General features: G+C 54.4%; 2 protein-coding genes. Both read right to left on the bottom strand.

Features of this window, described 5'->3' with window-relative positions:
- Positions 1-662, bottom strand: a 662-nt coding sequence (locus AC13CS_RS18105; RefSeq protein ID WP_482889106.1) for a gluconate 2-dehydrogenase subunit 3 family protein, incomplete at its 3' end; no start/stop codon positions are given.
- 4 nt (positions 663-666) lie between these two features.
- The coding region (locus tag AC13CS_RS18100; RefSeq protein WP_482889105.1) for a GMC oxidoreductase at positions 667-2151 on the bottom strand (1485 nt) is incomplete at its 5' end.

Here is a 2151-nt window from a genome sequence, read left to right as displayed (position 1 = left end):
TTGCTCTGGTCCACGCACTTGGCGAGCCATTCCTCGTCGTAGCTTACCCCGTGCTGTTCCAGTACATCCTCCGGAACGCCGTCCCATACGTTCGGCTGGTTCCCTTTATAACCGATCTCCTCTATCCCGATCTTGCTCGTGTAGAAGCCCGTCATCGTCAGGTTCCTGACCAACGAGAAGAAGTTCACCTCAAAGGGACGCTCGTTGCCCGGTACCTCAGGGTCGTAGTAAGCGATACCGTCCAAAATTTCCTTCTGCTGGTCCTCTGTGGACTTTACAAACTCCGTCCCGTACTCCGTGTTGCCCTTGTGGTCTAGCCACATGATGCCTCCGCGGATATCAGGCCCCAGGGTCTCCTCGTCCTTGGCCATGAACTCGATGAAGCTCACCACATCGGCGTCGGACGCCCCTTTGTACTCCTCCGAAGGGGGCAATATAAGGTCGCACAGTACGGTCAATGTCTCCACTTCGTGTGGGTTCAGGAATTGTTCGTCCTGTAGTTCGTTGATCAGTTCGGTCTCCTGTGGCACCCGTCCCGGGTAGGTGATCTTCGGTGCCTCTGTCAGTTCTGTCCCTTCCGTAGCGGGCTTGCACCCGTGCATGGCCAGTCCACCGGCCACGGAGCCCAGTACTATCGACTTTAAACTCTTTCTTCTGTCCATCTCCCTATATGTTTTGTTGTTTGAGTTGCTCCACGATGTATTCCGAGGCCCTCATCGAGAGTGCCAATATCGTCCAGGTACAGTTCTTATCCGCCTGCGACACGAAAGGCCCCGCGTCCACGATGAACACGTTGTCCACATCGTGCAACTGCTGGTACTTGTTGGTCACAGAGGTCCTCGGGTCATTGCCCATCCGGGTGGTCCCCACCTCATGGATAATCCGCCCAGGATTGTGCAGTCCGTAGTTGGTGTCCTTGCCAGGTTTGTCCCCCAAGGGCTCACCGCCCATGTTGACCAGGATCTCCTCGAAGGTATCCTGCATGTGCTTGGCCTGGTTGATCTCCAACTGGCTCCATTGATAGTGGAACTTCAGTACCGGGATACCAAATTCATCTACTGTAGTCGGGTCGATCTCGCAATAGTTCTCCTTCCGGGCGATGGATTCACCCCTACCGGCCATGCCCACAACGGCGCCGTAGTATTTTTTGGCATCGCTGCGCAGTACATCGCCGTAACCACCTACTTTGGTCCCGAAGAACTTATTGAACTCGTTCACGTTGAAGCCGAATCCGTAGCTAGGCATACCCATGCCGCCCCAAACCTCGATGTGGTAACCACGTGGAAAATCCAACTTGGAATTGTCCCCCCACCAAGGGGAGTACACGTGCATCCCGCCCACGCCGTCCTCGTTGTAGGACACCTTGCGGTTCATCAAATCGGGAATAAATGCAGCTCTATCAGCACCCGTTGAATCGTGCAGGTACCTGCCCACAACGTCACTGCTGTTCCCTAATCCATTCGGGTGTTGCTTACTTTTTGAATTGAGAAGGATACGAGCAGAACTACAGGCCGAGGCACCCAGTACCACTACTTTTCCTTTCAATTTATATTCTTTACGATCTTCTTTGTTAATGTAGGACACTCCCGTGGCCCTGCCCTCTTCGTCGGTGGTCACCTCGCGGACCATACAGTTCACGAAAAGGTCGATTTGGCCACCGTTCTTCTGCGCAGGGAAGATAAGACAGGTCCCCGCGGAGAAATCCGCGTATACCTGACAGGCACGGTTGCACTGCCCGCAGTAGAAGCAGACCCCACGATCATTGTTTATCTTTTTGGTGAGCATCGACATCCGGGAGGGGTACACCGGAATATTGCTCTTACGAGCTCCTTTGATATAAAAAAGCTCGTGCAATCTTGGTTTGGGCGGTGGCAGAAAGAAACCGTCCGGATCATTGGGAAGGCCCTCGTTGGTGCCGAAAACCCCGATCATCTTGTCCACCTTGTCGTAATAGGGCTTTACGTCATCATAGCTTATGGGCCAGTTGTCCCCATAGCCGTCAACGTCCTTGTGCTTGAAGTCCTTCGGACCGAACCTCAGCGATATCCTTCCCCAGTGGTTGGTCCGTCCGCCCAGCATCCTGGAACGGAACCAATCGAATCGGGTGTCCTCCCCTTGGGTGTAGGGCTCCCCCTCGATGTCCCAGCCGCC

The sequence above is a fragment of the Flagellimonas sp. B-3 genome, assembly GCF_056857835.1.
Note: the sequence above shows the minus strand (reverse complement) of the source record. Positions and strands in the feature narration are given on the sequence as shown.